The sequence below is a fragment of the Stenotrophomonas sp. PUT21 genome (genome assembly GCF_052232875.1).
In the GTDB taxonomy this organism is placed as follows: Bacteria; Pseudomonadota; Gammaproteobacteria; order Xanthomonadales; family Xanthomonadaceae; genus Stenotrophomonas; species Stenotrophomonas maltophilia_N.
This window is the reverse complement of the sequence record NZ_CP197645.1, coordinates 2,787,470-2,806,699: the sequence shown is the minus strand read 5'-3', so window position 1 is coordinate 2,806,699 and position 19,230 is coordinate 2,787,470. Positions and strand designations below refer to the sequence as shown.

Sequence of the window (19,230 nt, the reverse complement as noted above, 5' to 3'; positions counted from 1 at the left end):
GGGAATGCGATGAAGACGAAGGGAACCTGGATGTCGCTGGTCACCACCGGCGTACTGATGATTGCTTCTGTACTGCCCGTACAGGCCGCACCGGGCGACGGTGGCAACGTGCATGCGGTGACGGAGGCGAGTGCGCGCGATGTGGCGGCGTGGCTCGGTCAGCCGGCATTGGCCGACGCCGTGGTCGATGCGCTGGCGGCGCACCCCGATCGCGGGCTGCCGTTGACCTCGGTCATGGCCAAGGCCGATCCGGATGGCAGCAGCCTGGCGGCGCGCACGCTGGCTGGACGCGATGGCCCGGTCCGCCAGTACAAGGGCTTGCCGGCCGGTGCGCGCAGTTTGCTGCAGGTCCGCAGCTTCGTGCCTGCTGGGCAGGTGCTGAGCGCGGTGGCGCCTGCCGATCTCTGGGTAGCGGTGCTGCCCACGGGAGACGACCGCACCTGGACGTCGATGGTCGCCTACGACCGGCACGGACGTCAGCATCTGCTGGACGCGCAGATAGCCCCGACCTTCCCGGTGCTGATCGTGGACATCGACACAGGTCAGGCGGTGCAGGAAGGCATGGCGCTGATCAATGCAGGGTTGCAGGCGAGGGGGCTGCAGTCGGCAGATCGCCTCACGGTGACTGCCAATGGAGCGAGCTCTCTGGATGTCACCCGGCTCGACCGCATCCGCCTGGTCAATGACGGCGAGCCGTGGGCATTGGGCGGCGCCGAAGTGTTCGCGGTCGTGTCCGGGCTGCAGATCGACACGGCAGAGCCGGAGATGGCCACGGTGTCACTGCCGTATCTGGACCATGACAAGACCGATTACACCCCGGGCCAGCCGTTGGTGATCTGGGGCAATTACCGGTTCGACACCGCCAACGTGCAACTGTTCGAAGACGATGGCGACACCAATTACAAAGACCTGCTGATCGCCCTCACTGAAGGCGTGAAACTGGCGCTGGGTGCCTTCGCCCCGGAGTATGCGGTGATTGCTGATATCGGCGGCGCGATTCTCAAGGCAATGCCTAGCGGCTGGTTCACCAACGATACCGACTACCTGGACAGCTTCTACCTGCTCCAGCGCGGTCAGCGCTATACCGGAAGGATGGGCGCGGCGAACAATGCACAGGTGACGTTGAGCCCCCTCACGCTCCAGTAGTGCCGGCAGCTGGCCGGTTCCGCTTGAGGACGGCCGCAGGCAGTGTCGATCGCAGTCTGAAAAAAACGGCGGCGCTTTCGCGCCGCCGTTTGTTCATCTGTGTCCCAACCCGCGGCCGGGACCATGCGCACGCTGCGGCGTCAGCAGCAGCGTCCCCCGTTCTTGCCGCTGTAACGCGCCTCCTGGCGCTCGCGGAAGAACGTCTTGTAGTCCATCGGCACGCGGTCCGGATGCTTCTCCAGCACGTGGCGAACGTAGTTGTCGTAGTCGGGAATACCGCAGCACAGCCGCGCGGTCTGCACCAGGCGCCGCCAGATGCGGCGGTGGGCCTGGTACTGACCGGCAGGAACGAGTTCGGTGCTCATTACAGGTCCGCCATCTGGTGCGGCTGCAGCGCCACGTACGGGGTTTCCTTGTCGGTGCGCTGCGGCGTGCGGCGGGCCATGAAGATGGTCTTGATCGCATAGAACAGGATCGAGAACACCACGAACAGGAACAGGACGGTCAGGCCGGTGTTGACGTAGGCGTTGACCACGATCTGATGCATCTGGCCGACGGTCTTGGCGGGCGCGGTCAGGGTGCCGGTGGCGATCGCATCCTGGTACTTGTGCGCCTGGGCCAGGAAGCCCTGCGCCGGGTTCTTGTCGAAGATCTTGATCAGGCCCGCATACGTGGTGCAGATCAGCAGCCACACCGCCGGCACACCGGTGACCCAGGCGAAGCGGTCACGCTTCATCTTGAACAGCACCACGGTGCCCAGCATCAGCGCGATACCGGCCAGCATCTGGTTGGAGATGCCGAACAGCGGCCACAGGGTCTGGATGCCGCCGAAGGGATCGACCACGCCCGTATAGAGCAGGTAGCCCCACAGCGCCACGCAACCGGCGGTGGCGATGATGTTGGCCGTCCACGATTCGGTCTTCTTCAGGGCCGGGATGAAGTTGCCCAGCAGGTCCTGCAGCATGAAGCGACCGGCACGGGTACCGGCATCGACCGCGGTGAGGATGAACAGTGCTTCGAACAGGATCGCGAAGTGGTACCAGAACGCCATCATCGCGTTGCTGCCGCTCGGGATCGCCTCGTGCAGGATCTGCGCGATGCCCACCGCCAGCGTCGGTGCGCCACCGGCGCGGTGCAGGATGGTCGGTTCGCCGATTGCCGCGGCCGTGGCCTCCAGCTGCTCGGGGGTGATGATGAAGCCCCACGTATTGCTGATGTAGGCCGCAGCGGACACCGCATCCGGACCGATCACGGCCGCCGGGGCGTTCATGGCGAAGTAGATGCCCGGATCGATGATCGAGGCGGCCACCAGCGCCATCACCGCGACGAACGATTCCATCAGCATGCCGCCGTAGCCGATGTAGCGCATGTGGCGCTCATTGGCGAGCAGCTTGGGGGTGGTGCCCGAGGCGATCAGGGCATGGAAACCGGAGACCGCACCACAGGCGATGGTGATGAACAGGAACGGGAACATTCCGCCTTTCCAGACCGGGCCGTCGCCGCTGGCGGCGAACTGGGTCAGGGCCGGCATCTTCAGTTCCGGCATGACGATCAGGATGCCGATCGCCAGCGCCACGATGGTGCCGATCTTGAGGAAGGTGGAGAGGTAATCGCGCGGGGCCAGCAGCAGCCACACCGGCAGCACCGAGGCGACGAAGCCGTAGCCGATCAGCATCCAGGTGATCTGGATGCCGGTGAAGGTGAAGGCCGGGCCCCAGACCGGATCGGCGGCGACCTTGCCACCAAACCAGATCGCGGCCAGCAGCAGGATCAGACCGACCACGGAGATCTCGCCGATCTTGCCCGGGCGGATGTAGCGCATGTACACGCCCATCAGGATCGCGATCGGCATGGTCGCGATGACCGTGAACATGCCCCAGGGGCTTTCGGCCAGCGCCTTGACCACCACCATCGCCAGCACCGCCAGGATGATGATCATGATCAGGAAGGCACCGAACAAGGCGATGGTGCCGGGTACCGGCCCCATTTCCTCGCGCACCAGATCGCCCAGCGAGCGGCCGTTGCGGCGGCTGGAGAGGAACAGGATCATGAAATCCTGCACCGCGCCCGCCACGACCACACCCACCACCAGCCAGAGCAGGCCGGGCAGATAGCCCATCTGCGCGGCCAGCACCGGACCGACCAGCGGGCCTGCGCCCGCGATCGCCGCGAAGTGGTGGCCGAACAGCACGTGTTTGTTGGTCGGGACGTAGTCCAGGCCATCGTTGTTGATCACCGCCGGCGTGGCCCGGGTCGGATCGAGCTGCATCACCTTGTCGGCGATGAACAGGCTGTAGAAGCGATACGCGATGAGATAGATGGAGACCGCAGCGACGACGATCCACAGCGCATTGATGGGCTCACCACGGCGCAGCGCGACAGTGCCGAGACAAAAGGCGCCGAGCAGTGCGATGACGGCCCAACCCAGTTTCGAAAAACCTTTCATGAGATTGCGTCTCCCTGGAGATCGTCGTAAGAGTCCGCCTTGGCACTGACCGGGTCAATGCAATGGCGGGGGCTTGCCGCTAGTACTTTGGTCGTAGGGTGGGCGCGGCCCATGCCCGTGCACGTCGTCGGAACATCACGCTTGGAACAATCGGTTGCGGGCGTGGCGGTTGGCCGGCGGGGCCCGCGCGCCCATCTTGTAGGCAGTTCACCGATCCTGGAGTCACCATGAGCAGCCCAACCCCGATGCGCGTGCTGCGCACCATCCGTGGCATGGCCACCTCCGATGGCGCCGGCGTGCGCCTGACGCGCGTGATCGGCGGCCCCTCGCTGCCCGACCTGGACCCGTTCCTGCTGCTGGATGAATTCGGCACGGACCGCGCCGAGGACTACATCGCCGGCTTCCCCAGCCATCCGCATCGTGGGTTCGAGACCGTCACCTACATGCTCGACGGCCGCATGCGGCACAAGGACAACCACGGCAACGAAGGTCTGCTGACGCCGGGCAGCGTGCAGTGGATGACGGCGGGCCGCGGCCTGATCCACTCGGAAATGCCCGAGCAGGAATCGGGCCAGATGCGCGGCTTCCAGCTGTGGGTGAACCTGCCGGCGCGCGACAAGATGACGGACCCGAAGTACCAGGAGTTCGCACCGGACCATATTCCGGTGACGGCGCCGGCCGAGGGCGTGCAGGTGAAGGTGATCGCCGGCCGGGTGGGTGACACGGTCGGGCCGATCATCCAGCCGGCCACCGATCCGGTGTACCTGGATATCACCTTGGATGCCCGCGCGGGCTGGCGCTACACGCTGCCCGACGGGCATAACGCGTTCGCCTACGTATTCGAAGGCGGGCTGGAAATCGGCGAAGGCGATGACGCGCGTGCCGTGGCGCGCCAGGAAATGGCGGTGTTGGGCGGCGGCGAGCAGCTGAGCCTGCGTGCCGGTGAAACCGGTGCGCGCCTGATCCTGGTGGCGGGCCGCCCGCTGCGCGAGCCGGTCATGCGTCACGGGCCGTTCGTGATGAACACCAAGCAGGAGCTGATGCAGGCCTTCGTGGATTTCCAGGAAGGCCGCTTCTGAGGCGCTGCCGTGCCGGCGGCGCATGGCTGGCCACGTCACGACCCTTGGCGGTGTGGGAGGCGCCGGCCAGCGGCCGGCGCTCCCGCGGCGTCCGGGAGGCGTGCAGGGCACCGTCCCGGCCTGGCTCAACGCCCGGCGGCGACGGCCGAGGGCGTCAGGTTCATGCCCTGCGCCAGCGATTGCAGCGAACCGAGTTCGGTCGGATCACCGGCATACAACGCAATCTGGGCAAAGCGGTTCTTGTCGAACTTGACCACGGTGATGCGCCGGGTGTCGTAGCCCGGTGGCTTCTGTCCACCAAGATCGGGCTGGTACCAGTACAGCGTTTCACCCGCGAAGCTGCCTTTTTCCTGGCGCAGCGCGCGGTTCAACGGCAGCTCGGGATTGCGGGCACTCAAGGTCAAGCTGAGCACTTCGCGCCCATCGGCGGTGCTGGCCTTGCACAGGATCAGATCCCGCTGGGCCAGTTCCTGCCATTGCAGGCCGCTGCTGGCCGGAAGGGACGGACATTCGCTGGTCGCCTGCGCCGCGACGGCGCCGGCAGTGACCAGCAGACACACACACACGACAGCGCGCAGGACGTTCATGCATTCCCCCAGGGTCGATGATCGCGTCCGTCGCTGACAGGCGTTCCGGTGGCCGTCGACAACCCAGGCCGTGGTGGCGCATTCCCCGCGCGCGTACCGGATCACTCGCTGCCGTCAGTGTCGGACGAGTGATCTGGACCTTAACGGAATGTGACTCAGTGTACAAATAACGGTTTCAGGTGAATCTTTCCGCACCCACCGCCTGGCGGTGCGGGACCGCCCGGCGGCCGATCTCAGCGTGGCCCGGTCGCGGTCCCCATCCATTTGTAGACGATGCCGCCGATCAGCCCGCCCAGCAGTGGGGCCAGCCAGAACAGCCACAGCTGCCCGAGCGCGCCGCTCCCGGCGAACAGCGCCACGGCTGTGGAACGCGCTGGATTGACCGAGGTATTGGTGACCGGAATGCTGATCAGGTGGATCAGCGTCAGGGCCAGGCCGATTGCGATCGGGGCGAAGCCGGCCGGCGCGTTGCCGTGGGTCGAGCCCATGATCACGATCAGGAAGAACGCGGTGAGTACCACCTCGCAGAGGAAGGCGGCCGCGACGCTGTAGCCACCGGGCGACAGCGCGCCATAGCCGTTGCTGGCGAATGCACCGGCCTGGCTGCCATCGATCTGGAAACCGGGCGCGCCGGAGGCGATCTGCAGCAGGATGAAGCCGGCCAGTGCGCCGCCCAGCACCTGCGCCACGACGTAGGGCAGCAGGTCGCGCGCGGGAAAGCGGCCGCCGGCCCACAGGCCGACACTGACCGCCGGATTGAAGTGCGCGCCGGAGACGTGTCCGAAGGCGTAGGCGCCGGTCAGCACGGTCAGACCGAAGGCCAGCGCCACGCCCAGCAAACCGATCCCCAGCGGATTGCCGTCACCGCCGAACCTGGCGGCCAGCACGGCACTGCCACACCCACCCAACACCAACCAGAACGTGCCCAGGAACTCGGCGGCCAGACGTTTGCCCATGCTCATCGACGTGCTCCAACGTTATGCCCGGGGTGGGCAGGCGCAACGTAGCTGAATCGAGGTTCATCGGGGTGACGATGGTGTCAACACCCGACGAACGGTCGATGGGGTCGTTTCAGCTCAATAGGACGGCAGCGGAATGAACTCTTTGTCGTCGCCGGGGATGGTGCCGAAACGACCCGATTCCCAGTCGTGCTTGGCCTGTTCGATCCGTTCGGTGGAGCTGGAGACGAAGTTCCACCACAGGTGGCGCGGGCCGTCCAGCGGTTCGCCCCCCATCAGCATCGCCTTGATCGGGGTCTTGGCGCGCAGACGGCCGCGGGCACCGGGCTCGGGAATGATCAGGTGCTGGGCGGGAACATCCACGCCGTCCAGCTGGGCCTGGCCTTCCAGGATGTAGAGCGAGCGTTCGACGTGGCCGGTATCGAGGTCGATTTCCGCGTCCGCCTCCAGATCGATGGCCACGTTGAGGGTGTCGGCGAACACCTTGACCGGGGATTCCTCGCCGTACGCACGGCCGGCGATGACGCGCAGCCAGGCACCGTTGCGGCGCTGCTGGGGCAGGGTGGCGGCGGCATGGTGGTAGAACGCGGGGTCGGTCTCTTCGACGTTCTTCGGCAGCGCGAGCCAGGTCTGCATGCCGTGCAGCGGATGGTCGTGCTCGCGTTCGACGGCCGGCGTGCGTTCGGAGTGGGCGATGCCCCGGCCGGCGGTCATCCAGTTGACGTCGCCGGGGCGGATCACCTGGTCCGAGCCGAGGGTATCGCGGTGGCCGATGGCGCCGGACCACAGGAAGGTGACGGTGGCCAGGCCGATATGCGGGTGCGGGCGCACGTCGATCCCGGTGCCGGGGGAAAGGACGGCCGGGCCCATCTGGTCGACGAAGACGAATGGCCCGACGCTGCGCGCCTGCAGGGTCGGCACGGCGCGGCGCACCTGCAGGCCACCGATGTCATGGATGCGGGGGGCGATGATGGTCGTCATGCGGGCGGTCTCGCTGGCGGGGACAGAGCGGGAGGATCGCATGCGGGGTGTGGGGGCGGCAGGCCTGTCCCGGTAACAGGTTGTTCTGGCTGCGCATGCCCGGCGGCACAACCAACAACGCCACCTCACGGTGGCGTTGTCGTATCACCTCCCCGTGCCCGTCAGATCACCGGCTCGCGCAGCACCGGCGCGTCCCAGCCCGGGCGCGGGGCGAAGCGATCACCATAGCGCTGCTGGAGGACCTTGAGGCGTTCGACCAGCGCATCGGCGCCGGTGGCGCGGATGTACTGGATCGGGCCGCCGCGGAACGGGGCGAAGCCGGTACCGAAGATCACGCCGGCATCGAGCAGGTCCGCGTCGGCTACGACGCCGTCGTGCAGGCAGGCCACCGCTTCGTTGAGCAGCGGCAGGATCAGGCGGTCTTCCAGATCGGCCGGGACCTCGTAGTTGGCGGGGACGTCCGGCTTCTGCGCGCGGCCGTTCTCCCACTTGTACAGGCCTTGCCCGTCCTTCTTGCCGCGCTTGCCCTGTTCCACCGTCGCCAGTGCGGCCGGCACCTGCAGGCCGAGGAAGGGCGCCAGTTCCTTGCCCACGCCGGCCGCCACGTCCAGGCCGACGGTGTCGAGCAGTTCGATCGGGCCCATCGGCATGCCGAACTTGACCGCGGCCTTGTCCAGCACCGGGCCGGGCACGCCTTCGGCATAGGCGGTGGCGGCTTCGAGCATGTACGGGAACAGCACGCGGTTGACCAGGAAGCCCGGGGTGCCGGCGACCGGCACCGGGAACTTGCCCAGTGCCTTGCAGAACGAGGCCAGGCGACGCTCGGTTTCCGGGGCCATGCCGTCGTGATGGATGATCTCCACCAGCGGCATCTGCGCGACCGGGTTGAAGTAATGCAGGCCGGCAAACTGCGCCGGGCGCTGGATGTGGTCGCGCAGTTCGTCCAGCGGGATCGACGAGGTGTTGGTGGTCAGCAGTGCATCGGCCTTCATCGTCGGCTCCAGCGACTGGTACAGCGCGCGCTTGGCCTCCGGATTCTCGATGATGGCTTCGATCACCAGATCGGCCAGCGCAACGCCGTCGCCGGCGAGATCGGCTTTCAGGCGCGCGGCCACGGCCGGGCGCTTGCTGTCGTCCTTCACCCGCTTGGCGAACAGCGCCTGCGCGCGCTCCATGGCCGGATCGATGAAGCGCTGCTCGCGATCCTGCAGGGTCACGTTGAAGCCCTTGTAGGCCGACCACGCGGCGATGTCACCGCCCATCACACCGGCACCGACCACGTGCACGTGCTGGATGCCATGGTCCTTGCCACCGAGGGCCTTCAGGCGCTCGGTCAGGAAGAAGATACGGATCAGGTTGCGCGCGGTCGGGGTGCCGGCCAGCTTCACCACCGCGCGGCGTTCGGCATCCAGACGGGTCTGGATCGGGCTGCCACCGGTGCGCGCCCAGGTGTTGATCAGCGCGTACGGCGCCGGGTAGTGCTCCTTGCGCGCCTTGCGGGCGACCTGTTTTGCCATCTGCGGGGCGAGCAGCTTGCGCGCCAGCCAGGTGTTGGTGATCCACGCCGTCGCGCGCTGCTTGAACGGGCGGGTGGTGCCCTTCAGTGCAAGCGAGACCGCGGTATCGAGCAGCACGGCGGGCGCGACGACCTTGTCGACCAGGCCGATGTTGCGCGCCGCCGAGGCCGACAGATTGCGGCCGGTCAGCATCATGTCCATCGCCGCCGGTGCGCCCACCAGCTGCGGCAGGCGGGAGCTGCCGCCCCAACCCGGGAAGATGCCCAGCTGGGTTTCCGGCAGGCCGATCCGGGTGGACGGATCGTTGGAGGCCACGCGGTAACGGCAGGCCAGCGCCAGCTCGGTGCCGCCGCCCAGGCAATGCCCATGGATCGCCGCCACGGTCGGGCAGGGCAGTTCGGCCAGCTTCTGGTAGGTGCTCTGGCCACGGCGGATCGCGTCATTGACGGTGCCGCGGCGGTCGAATTCCTGGAATTCCTTCAGGTCCGCCCCGGCGATGAAGCCGGCCGCCTTGATCGACTGGATCACCACCGCCTTGGGCGGGTCCATCGCGATCCGCTCGATCAGGTCGCCCAGTTCGAGCAGCACGTCCTGCGACATGGCATTGACGCTGCTGTCGTGGCGGTCGAGGCTGAGCACGACGACGCCATCGTCACGGATCTGCGGGTGCCAATGCGAGAAGCGGAGCCCATCGAAGCCTGAGAGCATGGGAACGTTCCATCCGGTTGTGTATGGAGAAGGGGGCTATGATCCAGAGGTTGTTTCCTCCCCGTCAAATCCCTATAGCTGGGGGAGAGATACCGCCGATTCATTGCCTGGATCGGAAACCTTAACGGAACGGTGGTTAAAAGCTGGTGCGGCGCTGTGTGATCGAGCGCTGAACTTTTCCCGGGATTGGCAGTCTCATTGCCCGACGTCGGTTGGGCTGACAGGAGTGCGGCCCCCCATGGCCGAGGTTGAAACACCACAGGAGCTGGACCTGGAGCTGGTCCGACGTGTGCAGCGTGGCGAGAGCGGGGCGTTCGATGTCCTGGTACGCAAGTATCAGCATCGGGTCATCGCGCTGATCGGGCGCTACATCGCGGACTGGAGTGAATGTCAGGACGTGGCCCAGGACACTTTCGTCCGCGCGTATCGCGCGATCGGCAGTTTCCGTGGCGACGCCCAGTTCTATACCTGGTTGCACAGGATTGCCGTGAACACTGCCAAGAACCATCTTGCCGCGCACAACCGCCGCCCGCCCACCGATGACATCGAGATCGGGGACGCCGAGCAGTACGACAGCGGCACCCGCCTGCGCGATACCGACACGCCCGAACGCGAGTTGATGCGTCAGGAACTGGAACAGACGGTGATGAAGGCGGTCTCCGCGCTGCCTGAAGAACTGCGATCGGCCATCACCATGCGCGAGGTGGACGGCCTGAGCTACGACGAAATCGCGCAGAAGATGGGGTGCCCGATCGGCACCGTGCGGTCGCGGATCTTCCGTGCCCGCGAGGCGATCGACACTGAACTTCGGCCGCTGCTCGATGTGGGCAGCGCCACCCGCGAGAAGAGCCGCGCATGAGCCACGATATGTCCAATGATGTTTCCCGGGGCGCGTCCCCCGATAAGTTCGACGCCCATTACCGGCAGCAGCTGTCGTCGTTGATCGACGGTGAGCTGTCGGCCGATGAAGCCCGTTTCATGCTGCGCCGGCTGGAACACGATGAGGCCTTGTCCAGCTGCAACGAACGCTGGCAGATGCTCGGCGATGTGTTGCGCGGGCAGGCCTGCGCGCCGGCCCCGGTCGATTTCGCCGAGCGTGTGCGCGTTTCCGTGGCGGCCGAGCCGGCACCGGCAATGCAGGCGCGCGTGGAGCGCAGCCAGGACCGCCAGCAGCGTCGCGGCGGTTGGCGACGCTGGGGTGGGGGGGCGGCATTGGCGGCCTCCGTCGCCGCCGTGGCCATGTTCATGACCCGCGAACAGCTGCCGGCCCCGGCCCCGCTGGACGCGCCGACCACCATCATCGCCAGCCAGGCTGAGCTTCCTGCCGCGCCGGTGACCGAAGCGTCTGCCGCCGAGCAGGCACTCGCCGTTGCGGCGGTGCCGGCGGCCGCAGTGGCCGCCGCCAGCCGCCGCCAGGACGTGGCCACTGCACGCCGCGCCAGCGCCAGCGCCACGCGGACCCAGCAGGCCGCGCGCAGCGCTGCCGAGCGCAGCGCCGAGCCGCAGCGTGCGGTCGCCAGCCAGGCACCGCTGACCCCGGCCATGCCGGCGGCCACCGCGCGGCAGTTCCCGTTCGGTGAGGTCGGCAACCTGCAGGCCAAGCCCTGGCCGCGCTCCAGTCTGGCGCCAGCCGCGGGCGGCGCGCTCAATGCGAGCTTCTCCACGCAGGCACCGCGGGCCGCGTTCTATCCGTTCGAGCCGCGCCTGCAGGAGTCGACCGAAGCGGCCGAACCCGCACGCCGGCACCGCGACTGAGCATCGTCGCCCTGACGTTCCGCTCCGGCCGCGTTGCCGGAGCGTTCCCCCCTTTGTTTCCTGACCCGGAGGTTCGTGTCTGATGACCGCCCGTATCCGTACCCATGCCCTGGCGCTGATCGCCATGACGCTCCCGCTGGTGGCCTGCGCACAGTCGCCGTCGCCGGCCACTGCTGCCGCCCCGGCGGCCGCCGCCGCCCCCCGGGCGCCTGCGCCGCAACTGGTCAGCGGTCTGCCGGACTTCACCAACCTGGTCGAGCAGGTTGGGCCGGGCGTGGTCAATGTCGAGACCACTATCACCCGCAGCAGCCGCCAGGCGCGCATGGCCGGCCCGGCCGACCAGGACATGCCCGAATTCTTCCGTCGCTTCTTCGGCCCGGACTTCCAGATGCCGGGGCAGGGCGCCGATGGCCCCGATGACGGCACCCCGAGCATCCGCGGCCGCGGCATGGGCTCGGGCTTCATCATCTCCGCCGACGGCTACGTGCTGACCAATCACCATGTGGTCGCCGACGCGAGCGAAGTAAAGGTCAAGTTGAGCGACCGCCGCGAGTTCACCGCCAAGGTGGTTGGCAGCGACCAGCAGTACGACGTGGCCCTGCTCAAGATCGACGCCAAGAATCTCCCAACCGTGCGCGTGGGCGATTCCAATACGCTCAAGCCGGGCCAGTGGGTGGTCGCGATCGGCTCGCCGTTCGGGTTGGACCACTCGGTCACCGCAGGCGTGGTCAGCGCCGTCGGCCGCAGCACCGGCGGCCCGGACCAGCGCTACGTGCCCTTCATCCAGACCGACGTGGCGATCAACCAGGGCAACTCCGGTGGCCCGCTGCTCAATACCCGTGGCGAAGTGGTCGGCATCAACTCGCAGATCCTCTCCGGTTCGGGGGGCTACATGGGCGTGAGCTTCGCGATCCCGATCGATCTGGCGATGGGTGCGGTGGAGCAGATCAAGACCTCCGGCCGGGTCAGCCGCGGTCAGCTCGGTGCAGCGGTCGGCCCGATCGATGGCCTCAAGGCACAGGGTCTGGGCCTGCCGGACAGCCGCGGTGCGCTGGTCAACGAAGTGGTCCCGGGCAGCGCAGCGCTCAAGGCCGGCATCGAGCCGGGTGACGTGATCCGCTCGGTCAATGGCAGCCCGATCACTACCTTCAGTGACCTGCCGCCGGCCATCGGCGCGCTGCCGCCGGGCAGCAAGGTGCGCCTGAGCGTGCTGCGCGATGGCAAGGAGCGGGAGATCACCGCCACCCTGACCGAGCTGGCCGAGGACGCCGAGCGGGGCGCCACCCTTCCGGCCGCGGAAGCGGCCAAGCCGGAAACCGGCGCCAACGCGCTGCTGGGGCTGGAGGTGGCGGATCTGACCGCCGCGCAGCGCCAGCAGCTGGGCCTGTCGGCGGGTGAGGGTGTCCGCATCACCCGGGTCAACGGCCAGTCCGCGCGGGACGCCGGCCTGTCGCCGGGCCTGGTGGTGCTGCAGGTCGGCCGGACCCCGGTCGGCAGCGTGGCCGCGCTGAACAAGGCGCTGGGCGGTTACAGCAAGGGCGACGTGGTCATGTTGCTGGTCCGCGCCAACGGCAACAGCGCCTTCGTGGCGATCAAGGCCGGGCAGTAAGCCCGCCCCGCCTGTGTTTCCGGGCCCGCTTCGGCGGGCCCGGTCGTTTCTGGGGGGCCGTTGGCGACAATCGCTGCCGGGCCCACGCGGGATCGGGCCGGCCATGCGATAATCCGCAGTCATCCTGACGACGCGACGCGCCGCCGCCACCTATGTCTTCTGATTCGATGCGGTTCATCCGCAACTTCTCCATCATCGCCCACGTCGACCACGGCAAGTCCACGCTGGCCGATCGCATCATCCAGCTTTGCGGTGGCCTCCAGGCCCGTGAGATGGAGGCGCAGGTGCTCGACTCGAACCCGATCGAGCGCGAGCGTGGCATCACCATCAAGGCCCAGTCGGTCTCGCTGCCGTACGTCGCCAAAGACGGCCACACCTACCACCTGAACTTCATCGACACCCCCGGGCATGTCGACTTCTCCTATGAAGTCAGCCGCTCGCTGGCCGCCTGCGAAGGCGCGCTGCTGGTGGTCGATGCGGCCCAGGGCGTGGAAGCGCAGTCCGTGGCCAACTGCTACACGGCCGTCGAGCAGGGCCTGGAAGTGGTGCCGGTGATCAACAAGATCGACCTGCCCACCGCCGACATCGACCGTGCCAAGGCCGAGATCGAGGCCGTGATCGGCATCGATGCCACCGACGCGGTGGCAGTCAGTGCCAAGACCGGCCTGAACGTGGGCGATGTGCTGGAAGCGATCGTGCATCGCATCCCGCCGCCGGTACCGCGCGATACCGACAAGCTGCAGGCGCTGATCATCGACTCGTGGTTCGACAACTACCTCGGCGTGGTCTCGCTGGTGCGCGTGATGCAGGGCCAGATCAAGGCCGGCGACAAGCTGCAGGTGATGTCCACCGGCCGCAACCACCAGGTCGACAACGTCGGCGTGTTCACCCCCAAGCGCAAGGTGCTGCCGGCACTGAACGCCGGTGAGGTGGGCTGGGTGACGGCCAGCATCAAGGACGTGCACGGCGCGCCGGTCGGCGACACCCTGACCATGGCCGCCGATCCGGCCGCCAAGCCGCTGCCGGGCTTCCAGGAAATGCAGCCGCGCGTGTTCGCCGGCCTGTTCCCGGTCGATGCCGAGGATTACCCGGACCTGCGCGAAGCGCTGGACAAGCTGCGCCTGAACGATGCCGCGCTGCGCTTCGAGCCGGAAAGCTCCGAGGCGATGGGCTTCGGCTTCCGCTGCGGCTTCCTGGGCATGCTGCACATGGAAATCGTGCAGGAGCGCCTGGAGCGCGAGTACAACCTGGACCTGATCAGCACCGCGCCGACCGTGGTCTATGAAGTGCTCAAGACCGACGGCACCATCATCAACATGGACAACCCGGCCAAGCTGCCGCCGGTGAACATGGTCGATGAGATCCGCGAGCCGATCATCCGGGCCAACGTGCTTACGCCCGAGGAGTACATCGGCAACATCATCAAGCTGTGCGAAGAAAAGCGCGGAAGCCAGATCGGCATCAACTACCTGGGCAGCCAGGTACAGATCAGCTACGAGCTGCCGATGGCCGAGGTGGTGCTGGACTTCTTCGACAAGCTCAAGTCGGTCAGCCGTGGCTACGCCTCGCTGGACTATCACTTCGTGCGTTTCGATGCCGGCCCGTTCGTGCGCGTGGACGTGCTGATCAACGGCGACAAGGTCGACGCGCTGTCGCTGATCGTGCACCGCAGCCATGCCGACCGCCGCGGCCGCGAGCTGTGCGAGAAGATGAAGGATCTGATCCCGCGCCAGCAGTTCGACGTGGCCATCCAGGCCGCCGTCGGGTCGCAGATCATCTCGCGCACCACGGTCAAGGCGATGCGCAAGAACGTGCTGGCCAAGTGCTATGGTGGCGACGTTTCGCGCAAGAAGAAGCTGCTCGAGAAACAGAAGGAAGGCAAGAAGCGCATGAAGCAGGTCGGCCGCGTGGAAATCCCGCAGGAAGCCTTCCTGGCCGTGCTGCAGATGGACAAGTAAGGCCGGATGGCTTTCCCGGCGGCGGCAGGCGGCACCGGATCGGTGTCGCCAGGCGCGCAGGGGCACACCACACCGCTGCAATCGTTCCCAAGGACACTGCATGAAATTGTTTGAGCTCCTCCTGGTCGTACTGACGTTGGCCTCGGGCCTGATCCTGCTGGCCGAAAAGCTGTACTTCGCCAAGCGCCGCGCCCAGCGCGCCGGCCTGCTGGACACCGAGCCGGTGATGGTCGATTACGCGCGGGCGTTCTTCCCGGTGCTGGCGATCGTGCTGGTGGTGCGCAGCTTCATCGCCGAGCCGTACAAGATCCCGTCCAGCTCGATGATGCCCAACCTGCTGATCGGCGATTTCATCCTGGTCAACAAGTTCTCCTACGGCCTGCGCCTGCCGCTCAACAACGCCAAGGTGGTCCCGTTCGGTGAGCCCAAGCGTGGCGACGTGGTGGTGTTCCACTTCCCGGGCCACTCGGACAACGATCCGGCCAAGGGCGAGAACTTCATCAAGCGCGTGATCGGCGTGCCGGGCGACCAGATCGAGTTCCAGGGCAACGGCCTGATCCTCAACGGCGAGCCGCTCAAGTACGACAACAAGGGCCTGTACGCGGGCCACAACGGTCAGGGCGAGGGCAGCTCGCTGCTGGTCGAGCACCTGCCGGGCCGCACCCATACCGTGCTCGAGACCGATTACGCCCGTGGTGAAGGCCAGTGGACGGTCCCGGCCGGCAAGTACCTGGTCATGGGCGACAATCGTGACAACAGCGACGACGGCCGCTTCTGGGGCCTGCTGCCGGAGGAGAATCTCCGCGGCAAGGCCTTCCTGATCTGGCTGAACTGCTCGGGCTGGTTCTGCAAGGACGGCTTCGAACCGTCGCGGATCGGCACGGCCATTCATTGATTCATGGCACACGCGTATCTGGGGAGAACGCAATGAAGAACATGACATCGCAGCGCGGCATCACCTTGACCTCGTTCCTGGTGGTGCTGATCGTGGTCGCCTTCTTCCTGTACATCGGGATGAAGCTGTTCCCGATGTACCAGGAGTACTACGCCGTCCGTTCGGCGATGAAGAGCCTGGCCAAGGAGCCGGGCGTGGGCAACATGGAGCCGCGCCGCATCCAGGAGATGTTCTTCAAGCGCCTGTACATCAATTACTCCGAGAACGTGAAACCCGCCGACGTGAAGTTCGATCGCATCGATGGCGGCTGGAACATGAAGGTCTACTACGAAGTGCGCCGTGAAATGATCGGCAACCTGGACGTGGTGGGCAAATTTGATTCAAACCAGGAATTGACCCGTAGCGGTGCCGACTAAGACCTTCCAACGCGGTGACCTGATCGGTCACGCCTTCAACGATCCGGGCCTGCTCCAGCAGGCGCTGACGCATCGCAGCGCCGGCACGCCCAACAATGAGCGGCTGGAATTCCTCGGCGACAGCATCGTCAACATGATGGTGGCCCAGGCGCTCTACGAACGCTGGCCCAAGGCCGACGAGGGCGCGCTGACCCGTGCCCGTGCCGAACTGGTGCGCGAAGGCGCGCTGGCGGTGATCGCGCGCGAACTGCAGCTGGGCGACCGCCTGATCCTGGGGCCTGGCGAGATGAAGACCGGCGGCCACCGCCGCGACTCCATCCTGGCCGATGCGCTCGAGGCCGTGGTCGCGGCGATCTACCTCGATGCCGGCTTCGCCGCCTGCCGCACGGTGGTGCTGCCGTGGTTCAGTGCCTCGATGCAGGCCCTGCCGGCCACCGGCAAGCCCGAGAAAGACCCCAAGACCCGCCTGCAGGAATGGCTGCAGGCCCGACAGAAGGCGCTGCCGCTGTACGAGCTGGTGTCAGAATCGGGTGACGATCACGCCAAGACCTTCCGGGTACGCTGCGGCGTAACCGACCCCGCTGTCAGCACCGAAGGCGAAGGTGCCTCGCGACGGCTGGCCGAACAACAAGCGGCTGCCGCCGCCCTTGAGCAACTGGATTCCAAGTGAACGAAGCAACCCCCCATCGTTCCGGCAGCGTGGCCGTCATCGGCCGCCCCAACGTCGGCAAATCCACCCTGACCAACGCCCTGGTGGGCGCCAAGGTCAGCATCGTCTCCAACCGCCCGCAGACCACCCGGCACCGGTTGCTGGGCATTGCCAGCTACCCGGAAGGCCAGATCGTGCTGGTGGACACCCCCGGCCTGCACCGTGCGCAGAAGCGCGCCATGAACCGGGTGATGAACCGCGCCGCGCGCGGCTCGCTCGAGGGCGTGGATGCCGGCATGCTGGTGATCGAAGCCGGCCGCTGGGACGACGAAGACACCCTGGCCTTCAATGTGCTCAGCGACTCGGGCATCCCCGTGGTGCTGGTGGTCAACAAGATCGATCGCCTGAAGGACAAGGGCGCCCTGCTGCCGTTCCTGCAGCAGGTCACCGAGGGCCGCGCGTTCGCGGCGGTGCACCCGATCTCGGCGCAGAAGCGCAACGGCCTGGAGTCGCTGGTCCGCGACCTGATGAAGCTGTTGCCGGAAGCCCCGCCGATGTTCGGTGAAGACGAGATCACCGACCGCAGCCAGCGCTTCCTCGCCGGTGAGCTGGTGCGCGAGCAGCTGATGCGCCAGCTGGGCGAAGAACTGCCGTACGCGACCACGGTCGAGATCGAGCGCTTCGTCGAAGACGGCAACCTGCTGCGCATCGGTGCGGTGATCTGGGTCGAACGCGAAGGCCAGAAGGCGATCGTGATCGGCAAGGCCGGTACCCGCCTGAAGGAGATCGGCGCCAAATCGCGCCTGCAGATGGAACGCCTGTTCGGCGCCAAGGTCTTCCTGGAGACCTGGGTGCGCGTGCGCGAAGGCTGGTCCGACGACGAAGCCGCGCTCAAGGCGTTCGGCTACGAATAAGCCGGCCACCCCAGCCCCGGGCGGTTGAACCATGCGCATCGAGGATGAGCCGGCGTTCGTGCTTCACGCCCGCCCGTGGCGGGAAACCAGCCTGCTCGTCGAGGTGCTGACCGAGCAGTACGGCCGGATCGGGGTGCTTGCCCGGGGCGTGTCCAGCCCGCGCAGCCAGGCGCTGCGTGCGGCCCTGCAGCCATTGCAGTGGATCCGCCTGACCGCCGTGCAGCGGGGCGAGCTGGCCCAGCTGCGCGGTGCCGAAGCGCTGGACGCTGCGCCACGCCTGACTGGCCAGGCGATGCTGGCCGGGTTCTATATCAACGAACTGCTGATGCGGCTGGCGCCCCGCCAGGATCCGCTGCCGGAGCTTTACGACCACTACGCGCAGGTCCGCGCACGGCTGCGCGATGGCGAGCCGTTGGCCTGGACCCTGCGTCGTTTCGAACGCGACCTGCTGGAGGACTTGGGCTTCGGCTTCGATCTGCTGCATGGCAGCGATGAGGAGCCGGTCGACCCGGCCGCACGCTATGAGCTGGACCCGCAGGAGGGGCCGCGCCGGCTGCTCAGCGACCGCGGTGTGGATCAGCGCCGTGGCACCGCCACCGGCAGCGCGCTGCTGGCGCTGGCCGCCGATGAACTGCCCGGGCCCGAGGATCTGGGCAGCCTGCGCCGGCCGATGCGCGCAGTGCTGATGCACCATCTGGGCGGGCGGGGGCTGAAATCCTGGGAAATGCTGGAGGACCTGGCCCGACGGCGCACGTAAGCGCAGGCGGGCCGCTGCCGCCCCGTGCTTACTGCAGCAGGGCGTCTACCGCTACACGGAAGCGGCTCTGCGCGCCGGTCGACTCCGGAGCCTGGTGCAGCTGACGAACGGCCCGCGCCAGGCGCGCAGCGCCGACGAACCCGCAGCTGGCCTGCAGCCGATGCAACTGCCCGCGCAGGGCCCGCACATCGTCATCGCGCAAGGCCTGCGCCACTGCGTCACGGACCCCCGGCAACTCGGCCAGGAACAGCTCGCGCAGCGCGATGAGGTGATGGCGCTGCCCATTCAGCGCGGCCAGGGCCGTGGTTTCGTCCCAGTCCTGGCGCTCGCCCTCCACATCCCCGGACTCGGCAAGCGGCGGGGCGGACAGGCTGCCAGCGGTGTGCACCAACGCGCGGCGGACGGCCTTGAGCAGGTGCTCACGGCTCAGCGGCTTGACCAGGGTTTCACTGAAGCCGGCATCGCGCAGCCGCGAATGGATCGAGGTGTCGCCGTCGGCGGTATGCGCCAGCGCCGGGGTGTCCGGCCGCGAGCGGCGCAGTTCCTGCAGCAGCTGGGTGCCATTGCCGTCAGGCAGGTTGACGTCGATCAGCCACAGGTCGTGCTGGTTGCCGCGGGCGCGGTCCATGGCCGTGGCGAGGGAATCGGCGGTATCCACCTGCGCCGGCAGGGTCTCCAGCGCGGCCTTGAAGAAGCCGCGGCTGATGGTGTCGTCCTCGACGAGCAGGAATCGGGGCATGGGATCCCTCGGGGTCATCTGCATTGGGGCTGCCTCCATGTCAGCTGCCTCCATATTAAACGCGAAGTCCCGACCTGCAAGCGGTTTCAGCCGGCGGCAAGTCAGTTGGCAGTTG

Annotated in this window: 18 protein-coding genes; 11 read left to right on the top strand and 7 right to left on the bottom strand. The window is 67.2% G+C overall.

Annotation, left to right across the window (positions count from 1 at the left end):
- Nucleotides 1-9 precede the first annotated feature (9 nt).
- Nucleotides 10-1,146: a DUF3103 family protein gene (locus ACTT2I_RS12910; RefSeq protein ID WP_421099205.1), complete on the top strand. Its 1,137-nt coding sequence runs from the start codon at nucleotides 10-12 to the stop codon at nucleotides 1,144-1,146.
- Between the two features lie 140 nt (nucleotides 1,147-1,286).
- Here the strand turns inward: ACTT2I_RS12910 and ACTT2I_RS12905 are convergent, their stop codons facing one another.
- Entirely contained in the window at nucleotides 1,287-1,511 is a 225-nt protein-coding gene (locus tag ACTT2I_RS12905; RefSeq protein WP_019183464.1) for a YbdD/YjiX family protein, read from the bottom strand.
- Nucleotides 1,511-3,592 carry a carbon starvation CstA family protein gene (locus ACTT2I_RS12900; protein WP_070425673.1) on the bottom strand — a complete coding sequence of 694 codons (2,082 nt, stop codon included), beginning with the start codon at nucleotides 3,590-3,592 and terminating at the stop codon, nucleotides 1,511-1,513. The genes ACTT2I_RS12905 and ACTT2I_RS12900 overlap by 1 nt, the downstream gene beginning before the upstream one ends.
- Nucleotides 3,593-3,819: 227 nt before the next feature.
- Between ACTT2I_RS12900 and ACTT2I_RS12895 the strand changes: the two genes are divergently transcribed.
- Nucleotides 3,820-4,671, top strand: coding sequence for a pirin family protein (locus tag ACTT2I_RS12895; protein WP_421099206.1), 852 nt, complete (start codon nucleotides 3,820-3,822; stop codon nucleotides 4,669-4,671).
- 125 nt (nucleotides 4,672-4,796) lie between these two features.
- Here the strand turns inward: ACTT2I_RS12895 and ACTT2I_RS12890 are convergent, their stop codons facing one another.
- The 4 genes from ACTT2I_RS12890 to ACTT2I_RS12875 all read right to left on the bottom strand — a co-directional run bounded on the left by ACTT2I_RS12890 (nucleotide 4,797) and on the right by ACTT2I_RS12875 (nucleotide 9,423).
- Nucleotides 4,797-5,258, bottom strand: coding sequence for a hypothetical protein (locus ACTT2I_RS12890; RefSeq protein ID WP_293982346.1), 462 nt, complete (start codon nucleotides 5,256-5,258; stop codon nucleotides 4,797-4,799).
- Nucleotides 5,259-5,491: 233 nt separating this feature from the next.
- On the bottom strand, nucleotides 5,492-6,220 hold the full coding sequence (gene aqpZ, locus ACTT2I_RS12885; protein ID WP_421099207.1) for an aquaporin Z: 729 nt from the start codon (nucleotides 6,218-6,220) through the stop codon (nucleotides 5,492-5,494).
- Nucleotides 6,221-6,334: 114 nt separating this feature from the next.
- The gene (locus ACTT2I_RS12880; protein WP_088434528.1) at nucleotides 6,335-7,198 is read right to left on the bottom strand and encodes a pirin family protein; all 864 of its coding nucleotides are present in this window, start codon (nucleotides 7,196-7,198) and stop codon (nucleotides 6,335-6,337) included.
- 161 nt (nucleotides 7,199-7,359) lie between these two features.
- Nucleotides 7,360-9,423 carry a 3-hydroxyacyl-CoA dehydrogenase NAD-binding domain-containing protein gene (locus ACTT2I_RS12875; RefSeq protein ID WP_421099208.1) on the bottom strand — a complete coding sequence of 688 codons (2,064 nt, stop codon included), beginning with the start codon at nucleotides 9,421-9,423 and terminating at the stop codon, nucleotides 7,360-7,362.
- 238 nt (nucleotides 9,424-9,661) lie between these two features.
- Here ACTT2I_RS12875 and rpoE point away from each other — a divergent pair, with 238 nt between their 5' ends.
- The 9 genes from rpoE (at nucleotide 9,662) to recO (ending at nucleotide 18,376) form a co-directional block, all read left to right on the top strand.
- Complete coding sequence (rpoE, locus tag ACTT2I_RS12870) at nucleotides 9,662-10,282, top strand: RNA polymerase sigma factor RpoE (protein WP_121038769.1); 621 nt, start codon at nucleotides 9,662-9,664, stop codon at nucleotides 10,280-10,282.
- Nucleotides 10,279-11,178, top strand: a complete 900-nt coding sequence (locus tag ACTT2I_RS12865) for a sigma-E factor negative regulatory protein (RefSeq protein ID WP_421099209.1) — start codon at nucleotides 10,279-10,281, stop codon at nucleotides 11,176-11,178. The genes rpoE and ACTT2I_RS12865 overlap by 4 nt, the downstream gene beginning before the upstream one ends.
- A gap of 82 nt (nucleotides 11,179-11,260) precedes the next feature.
- A complete protein-coding gene (locus tag ACTT2I_RS12860; protein WP_421099210.1) occupies nucleotides 11,261-12,787 on the top strand; it encodes a DegQ family serine endoprotease in 1,527 nt (508 codons plus the stop codon).
- A 167-nt stretch (nucleotides 12,788-12,954) separates the two neighbouring features.
- Nucleotides 12,955-14,745: a translation elongation factor 4 gene (lepA, locus tag ACTT2I_RS12855; protein WP_172407582.1), complete on the top strand. Its 1,791-nt coding sequence runs from the start codon at nucleotides 12,955-12,957 to the stop codon at nucleotides 14,743-14,745.
- Between the two features lie 100 nt (nucleotides 14,746-14,845).
- Nucleotides 14,846-15,640, top strand: coding sequence for a signal peptidase I (lepB, locus tag ACTT2I_RS12850; protein WP_088434522.1), 795 nt, complete (start codon nucleotides 14,846-14,848; stop codon nucleotides 15,638-15,640).
- A gap of 32 nt (nucleotides 15,641-15,672) precedes the next feature.
- Entirely contained in the window at nucleotides 15,673-16,056 is a 384-nt protein-coding gene (locus ACTT2I_RS12845; protein ID WP_088434521.1) for a DUF4845 domain-containing protein, read from the top strand.
- Complete coding sequence (gene rnc / locus ACTT2I_RS12840) at nucleotides 16,046-16,726, top strand: ribonuclease III (RefSeq protein ID WP_088434520.1); 681 nt, start codon at nucleotides 16,046-16,048, stop codon at nucleotides 16,724-16,726. The genes ACTT2I_RS12845 and rnc overlap by 11 nt, the downstream gene beginning before the upstream one ends.
- The gene (gene era, locus ACTT2I_RS12835; RefSeq protein WP_088434519.1) at nucleotides 16,723-17,619 is read left to right on the top strand and encodes a GTPase Era; all 897 of its coding nucleotides are present in this window, start codon (nucleotides 16,723-16,725) and stop codon (nucleotides 17,617-17,619) included. Before rnc ends, era begins: the two co-directional genes overlap by 4 nt.
- Before the next feature lie 31 nt (nucleotides 17,620-17,650).
- The gene (gene recO, locus ACTT2I_RS12830; protein ID WP_088434518.1) at nucleotides 17,651-18,376 is read left to right on the top strand and encodes a DNA repair protein RecO; all 726 of its coding nucleotides are present in this window, start codon (nucleotides 17,651-17,653) and stop codon (nucleotides 18,374-18,376) included.
- Between the two features lie 28 nt (nucleotides 18,377-18,404).
- Here recO and ACTT2I_RS12825 read toward each other — a convergent pair whose 3' ends face one another.
- Nucleotides 18,405-19,139 (bottom strand): Hpt domain-containing response regulator, encoded by a 735-nt coding sequence (locus tag ACTT2I_RS12825; protein ID WP_088434517.1) that lies wholly within the window; start codon nucleotides 19,137-19,139, stop codon nucleotides 18,405-18,407.
- Nucleotides 19,140-19,230: the final 91 nt, after the last annotated feature.